The following is a 5,639-nucleotide window of genomic DNA, read 5'->3' on the forward strand; positions in this document are numbered from 1 at the left end:
CAATAATATCCAATCCGTTTGGAATGGCTTTCACCATTTCGATGGCTTCATCATGGCGCCCTAATTTACGCATCGCCATATATTTATAAAATGCTGTCGATACTAAGAAATCATCTTTATATCGCAATTGATTGGCATCATAGGCCTTATCCATATATTCAATTACAGTATTATAATCGCCTGTCGCCATGCTGCTCTCGGCAATAAAGAAATAAATATTTCTCTTAAATGTCCTTGGGCTATAATTTGATTTACCCGGAATGCCTTCTTGAACTGGCGACACATCAACATTTTCAATAAGTTCTTCCGCACGGCGAAGATCAATTAATCCCTCTTCGAATTGATAATTTCTCACCAGATGAAACCCTCGGTAACGATAAAGCGCATAACTTTCAGGGGAATAATTCTAATCCTTGGGTGAACATATCAACTGCCTTAGCGTAATTACCCATGAACCCTTCACGGCGACCACGCCAGCTATAAGAACTTTCTTCTAGTGGTGTTGACGCAAAAACTATATTTGCACCTTCAAGATCACCTTTAAACCAATCTTCACTATTAGCGCCCATATCTTTTTCACGGTAAGGGACACCAGACGGGGTTGCCGTTTTCGCGTATGCCGCTTGCACAAGCGGATCATCAGATTTCTTTTCCAAAATATCCTGTGCTTGCGTGCTGACCGCAGAAGCCATTAACCCGCCAATCACAGTAGGAAGCAATAGAGTGCGCATATAAAAAACCCTTCATTAGTTCTTAAAATTCATGGTTAATATATATGACATAAACATTAAGGTAAACCAATGAAAATATTACTTAATAGAGCTTGAGCCGCAGAACAAAATACTGTTAGACTAAAAACCGTAATATTCAAAAATATCTGAAAGAATTATTCAATGCTTAAACCACTTATATTTTTAGTAATGACAATAGTGGCATTCTCATCATTTGCCGATGAATATGATAAGGAAAATTTCAAAATCCTTGATCTTGGTGAAAAGGCCACGTCGTACGGTTGGTATGTACCTTATCAAATTAATGAAAATACCTATGCTATACTTGCACCAAAACATTGGCAGGAAACGGTTTCTTATCTTTTTGTAGGAACGGAAAAAGCATTATTAATTGATACAGGAATGGGATTTGGTAACATTAAAGATGCCGTTGACGCGATCACAAACCTTCCGATCATAGTCGCCAATTCACACACTCATTATGACCACGTCAGCAATAATTATTTATTTGATACGGTCTATGGCCGTGATCATGAATTTACAAAAAAGAATGCAAGTGGCCATCCCAAAAGCACATGGCAAAATGCCCTCCAACCCTCTGCCGTTAGCGGCCCACTACCAGAAGGGTTTTCATTTGAAAAATATGAAAGTAAATCATTCAAAATTACCAAGTATTTAAAACTCGGTGAAAAAATTGATCTTGGCGGTCGCGAAATCGAAGTGATCTTTACACCAGGACATACACCTGACGGCATGTTATTTTTTGATCGCGCGGCTGGATTATTATCAACTGGCGACACATTTTATCCATCAACACTTTGGGCCCATAGAAGTGATGCATATTTCAAAGACTATATTACATCAGCAAAGAAAATTGCTGAAATGGAAAATGATGTTAAATATATCCTTCCCGGTCATGGAGAAATTGTTGCAAATCCAAACTTTTTGGGGGAATTGTATAAAGCATTTGAAGCAATGCGCGATCCAAATACACCATTTGAAAAACAGGAAGCACGCCGCAGGTATGAATTTGATGGTTTTGCCGCTCTTGTGAAAGATCCACCAGAATAAAATGAAAATATTATATTTAAGCACAAATAATATGGGACGCAGTATTATTGCGGAATCTATTACTCGAAAATATGCTCATATGGGTATCAAAGCAGCAAGTGGCGGAAGCAAACCTGGTGATGACATTCATGTTGTTGCTCATCGTGTCTTAAAAGATAATCACTTTAGTTCTGTAAACCTAGTAAGAAAATCATGGAACACCTTTGATACGTGGGGCGCGGATATCGTCATAACGCTTTGTAACAAAGTATTAAAAGAGAAATGCCCGACATATGTCGGAAAATCCGTACACGTCCATTGGGGCATGGACGACCCTTCAACCAAATTCGGTAATATGGAAGACAATTTCAATAAAGTGTTTTCCGTTTTAAATGAACGAATTGAAAAAATGCTTTCCATTGATATTACAAAATTGGAAAAAGAAGATTTAAGAGCTCACCTTAAAAAGGCTATATTATGATCAAAAAAATCGCGCTAACATTATTCTCCATCCTTTTCATGAGCTCCTGCGACAAGCAGCCAGAAGCCCCAGCTGAACCTAAATGGCATGACGCCTTACCGCGGGAAAGCTGGTCACAATTTGAAAAAGTTGATGTGGGAAATAGCTGGTTTGAAGTTTACAAAGTCACAGACAACACATATGCCATTTATGAACCTTTCCAATGGCAAGAGGCGATAAGTTATTTATTGCTAGGTTCAGATAACGCACTGCTTGTCGACACGTTACAAGGGGTTGGTGATCTTAAGTCAGTTGTTGATCAACTTACCAACCTACCCATTATTGTAATGAATACCCACAGTCACTATGATCACGTAAGCAGCAATTACCAATTTGAAACTATTTACGGATTGGATACACCTTATACAGCAGGAAACGCAAAAGGGCATAGTAATGCTGATATTGGCAGCAGCATGACAATGGATACCATTTGGAAAAACTTACCCGAAGAATTCGACATTACAAAATATGAAAGCAAAGCCTATGAAATCGATAAATTTGTCAATGACGGTGAAATAATTGATATAGGCAGTCGCGAAATTCAGGTGATTTTTACGCCCGGCCATTCCCCAGATAGTGTTATATTAGTTGATAAAGCAAACCGGATGATGTTCACCGGTGATACATTCTACCCTGCCCCAATTTATGTTTATTCTGAAACCGCTAGTTTCGAGGATTTCTTTATTACCTCGCAAATTATGTTCGGATACCGAAATGATGTTGATTACCTTATGCCCGGCCACAATGAAACCATGCAACCAGCCAGTTATCTAGATGAGCTAAGAGCCGCGACCATGGCGGTCATAAACCCAACCACACCATTCGAACAGGGACGTAACCGAAGAACGTATAACTTTGGTGATTTCAGTATCATCGTTAAAGATCCGTTAGACTTTGGAATAAATGCGGAGTAATAAATGTCTTATTTTAAGGGTTTTAAGCCCGAATTTTGGCAATTTTTTGATAAAATAAAAGAAAATAATAACCGCGAATGGTTTACTAAAAACAAACCCCGCTATGAAGCAGATGTTGTCACACCATGCATGGATTTCATTGTTGACATGGGGGAACGGTTAAAGGAAATATCGCCGCATTATACCGCAATTCCAAAAAAAGCGGCGGTTCGATGTTCCGTATTTATCGTGATGCCCGTTTTTCAAAAAATAAAAACCCATATAAAGAAAACGCAGACATACAATTTCGTCATAAACTTGGTAAAAACGCCCATGCGCCCGGCTTTTATCTTAATCTTAAAAAAGACAGTATCTTTTATGGCGGTGGTATTTGGTTGCCGGAAAGCGGCACCCTTGGCGATATACGTGACCGAATTTGTTATTACCCTAAAAAATGGCAAGCCGTTATTGAAAACGTCCATATCATTAATACCTTTGGCGAACTTCATGGCGATGGCTTAAAACGTCCACCACGGGGATATGATGGCGATCATAAATATATCGAAGATATCAAAAGAAAAAGCTTTTTCGCAATGAAAGAAGAAAAGGATTTCAAAAGAACACAGTCCGCTGATTTTCTTGATGAAGTCGCAAAAACATTTGATGCTGCCTCACCTTTGCTTGCCTTCATTTGTGACGCAAAAGGAATTGAATTTTAAACTTTTATTTCAAAAAAGGCTGGTGGTGGCGATTTAACATCGTCCCCATATTTAATTGACCATTTCGACATTGATTGCATAATCGGAATTAAATCACGTCCTTTATCAAGGAGCGTATATTGAAATCTCTTTGGTTTTAATTGATAAGGTTCTTTTTTTATAAACCCTTGCTCTTCTAATTTTTTTAAACGGCTTGAAAGAATATTTGTCGGAATACCTTCATCACTTTCTTCGAATTCCTTAAAACGTGACTTCCCTTTAATCATGTCCCTAATGATCAATAATGTCCATTTATCACCATAAAAATCCAGTCCCGTTGAAATTGCACACTGAGACCGTCTATTCGTATTTATCATTCCCATCGTAAACTCCTAAGGATAAGTATAAAACGTAAAATGAATTTTTGCAAACGAAGTTTTTTCTCTAAGAAATTGTTATTAAATAACTTTATATAACTTTATATTTTAAAGCTAATTACATCTTATTAATATGATAACAAAGAATAATATCGATGATATGGCGGATTTCTTTTTCAGGTAATTGATCATCAGACTTAAACATTAACCCGCGATTTCCATCACATTGAAATTTATCGCCGTAAATATGTTTGGCATCGTTAATTACGGTCGTACTGCAATTAACATAAAGTCCAAAGTATCCGGGCATCTTTCTCTCAATTCCTAATCTGATGGGGGTACCACTTCGGTTTTTACTGACGTAACTTAATTGACCCCATTTGAGGCTCTCCTCAATTTCACCAATTTTTGGATTTAATGCGGCCTGCTCGTAAATTAATGATTTCAAATATAAAAATTTATCTTTCAACTCGACTGTATAATGATCAACTATCGAATTAAAAAGCTTACTGGCATATTTTTTTTGAATTTCCGTATTCATCAACCGCTACCATTATAAAATCACTGTCCGCGCAGAAATTTCTTTCCCCTGTTAATAGTCCCTCACCCCACATTTTAACATTAACGGTCAAAGACTTATTTCCAACGCGGATTACTTTTGCACTTAAATCAACAATTTCACCAATTTGAATTGGGGCTTTAAAATTAGTTTTATCTAGTGATGCAAGAACCATCACCGAACGGCAATGGCGTGTTGCGGTAATAAATCCCGCTTTTGCCATTAATGATAACCCATGCCCCCCAAAAAGAGTTCCATGGTGGTTTGTGTCGTCTGCAAAAACCAATTCCACAAGCCTTTGATCCGCATTTAGATCCGCAAAGGATTTCTCAGCCATTTTTAGGCCGGATAAAGGTAAATTACCAATTTCTTTTTCACCTTTTGCGGGCACAGCAACCATATTGAACGTACCGCGCGTACAAATCACTTGCTCTCCCGTTAACATATCCTCTGCCATCATCACCACCTCAACTTTTAAAGCCCGCCTGCCCGCATTGACAACTGTCGCTGCGAAATCAACAATATTCCCTTTAAAAGCAGGTTTTTCAAAATCAATATTATCACATGATGCTGTCACAAAATGACATCTGCCAAACCGTGTCGCTGCTATAAAGGCAACTTTATCCATATAACTAAGGGCCGCGCCACCAAACAATGTTTCATGATGATTAATATTTTTTGGAAACACGATATCCGTTAAGTGAATTGTTCGGTCGGTGTAATGGACCATTAAAAATCCTTTTCCATGGTAAGAACTGGAACTTCTACTCCATTCTCACTGACATCAACTTCCTCTTTCACCACTTTATAT

At 38.0% G+C, this 5,639-nt stretch carries 9 protein-coding genes and 1 pseudogene; 5 read left to right on the plus strand and 5 right to left on the minus strand.

What is annotated here, in order from left to right:
- Both ACTF6W_RS06535 and ACTF6W_RS06540 read right to left on the minus strand, forming a co-directional pair.
- The coding region (locus ACTF6W_RS06535) for a tetratricopeptide repeat protein (protein WP_438993741.1) at positions 1–355 on the minus strand (355 nt) is incomplete at its 3' end.
- A gap of 37 nt (positions 356–392) precedes the next feature.
- Entirely contained in the window at positions 393–731 is a 339-nt protein-coding gene (locus ACTF6W_RS06540) for a hypothetical protein (protein ID WP_438993742.1), read from the minus strand.
- Positions 732–893: 162 nt separating this feature from the next.
- Here ACTF6W_RS06540 and ACTF6W_RS06545 point away from each other — a divergent pair, with 162 nt between their 5' ends.
- The 5 genes and pseudogenes from ACTF6W_RS06545 (at position 894) to ACTF6W_RS06565 (ending at position 3,913) form a co-directional block, all read left to right on the plus strand.
- Positions 894–1,802 carry an MBL fold metallo-hydrolase gene (locus ACTF6W_RS06545; RefSeq protein WP_438993743.1) on the plus strand — a complete coding sequence of 303 codons (909 nt, stop codon included), beginning with the start codon at positions 894–896 and terminating at the stop codon, positions 1,800–1,802.
- Position 1,803: 1 nt separating this feature from the next.
- A complete protein-coding gene (locus ACTF6W_RS06550) occupies positions 1,804–2,262 on the plus strand; it encodes a hypothetical protein (RefSeq protein WP_438993744.1) in 459 nt (152 codons plus the stop codon).
- Positions 2,259–3,215, plus strand: a complete 957-nt coding sequence (locus tag ACTF6W_RS06555) for an MBL fold metallo-hydrolase (protein WP_438993745.1) — start codon at positions 2,259–2,261, stop codon at positions 3,213–3,215. Before ACTF6W_RS06550 ends, ACTF6W_RS06555 begins: the two co-directional genes overlap by 4 nt.
- Positions 3,216–3,218: 3 nt before the next feature.
- A pseudogene (locus ACTF6W_RS06560) lies at positions 3,219–3,389 on the plus strand (DUF2461 family protein); the annotation flags it as partial.
- A complete protein-coding gene (locus ACTF6W_RS06565; RefSeq protein WP_438993749.1) occupies positions 3,386–3,913 on the plus strand; it encodes a DUF2461 domain-containing protein in 528 nt (175 codons plus the stop codon). The pseudogene ACTF6W_RS06560 and the gene ACTF6W_RS06565, both read left to right, overlap by 4 nt.
- Here ACTF6W_RS06565 and ACTF6W_RS06570 read toward each other — a convergent pair.
- The 3 genes from ACTF6W_RS06570 to ACTF6W_RS06580 all read right to left on the minus strand — a co-directional run bounded on the left by ACTF6W_RS06570 (position 3,910) and on the right by ACTF6W_RS06580 (position 5,558).
- Positions 3,910–4,275: a winged helix-turn-helix transcriptional regulator gene (locus tag ACTF6W_RS06570; RefSeq protein ID WP_438993746.1), complete on the minus strand. Its 366-nt coding sequence runs from the start codon at positions 4,273–4,275 to the stop codon at positions 3,910–3,912. The genes ACTF6W_RS06565 and ACTF6W_RS06570 overlap by 4 nt on opposite strands.
- 112 nt (positions 4,276–4,387) lie before the next feature.
- Positions 4,388–4,810, minus strand: a complete 423-nt coding sequence (locus ACTF6W_RS06575) for a DUF1801 domain-containing protein (protein WP_438993747.1) — start codon at positions 4,808–4,810, stop codon at positions 4,388–4,390.
- On the minus strand, positions 4,776–5,558 hold the full coding sequence (locus ACTF6W_RS06580) for an acyl-CoA thioesterase (protein WP_438993748.1): 783 nt from the start codon (positions 5,556–5,558) through the stop codon (positions 4,776–4,778). The genes ACTF6W_RS06575 and ACTF6W_RS06580 overlap by 35 nt, the downstream gene beginning before the upstream one ends.
- Between the last annotated feature and the right edge of the window lie 81 nt (positions 5,559–5,639).

Origin of the sequence: Pseudemcibacter sp., from assembly GCF_965661635.1 — a bacterium.
Lineage (GTDB): Bacteria > Pseudomonadota > Alphaproteobacteria > Sphingomonadales > Emcibacteraceae > Pseudemcibacter.

Bases quoted from the DNA above. Each gene is read 5' to 3' on its own strand.
- ACTF6W_RS06540 (WP_438993742.1), bottom strand. From the start codon at position 731: ATGCGCACTCTATTGCTTCCTACTGTGATTGGCGGGTTAATGGCTTCT.
- ACTF6W_RS06545 (WP_438993743.1), top strand. From the start codon at position 894: ATGCTTAAACCACTTATATTTTTAGTAATGACAATAGTGGCATTCTCA.
- ACTF6W_RS06550 (WP_438993744.1), top strand. From the start codon at position 1,804: ATGAAAATATTATATTTAAGCACAAATAATATGGGACGCAGTATTATT.
- ACTF6W_RS06555 (WP_438993745.1), top strand. From the start codon at position 2,259: ATGATCAAAAAAATCGCGCTAACATTATTCTCCATCCTTTTCATGAGC.
- ACTF6W_RS06570 (WP_438993746.1), bottom strand. From the start codon at position 4,275: ATGGGAATGATAAATACGAATAGACGGTCTCAGTGTGCAATTTCAACG.
- ACTF6W_RS06575 (WP_438993747.1), bottom strand. From the start codon at position 4,810: ATGAATACGGAAATTCAAAAAAAATATGCCAGTAAGCTTTTTAATTCG.
- ACTF6W_RS06580 (WP_438993748.1), bottom strand. From the start codon at position 5,558: ATGGTCCATTACACCGACCGAACAATTCACTTAACGGATATCGTGTTT.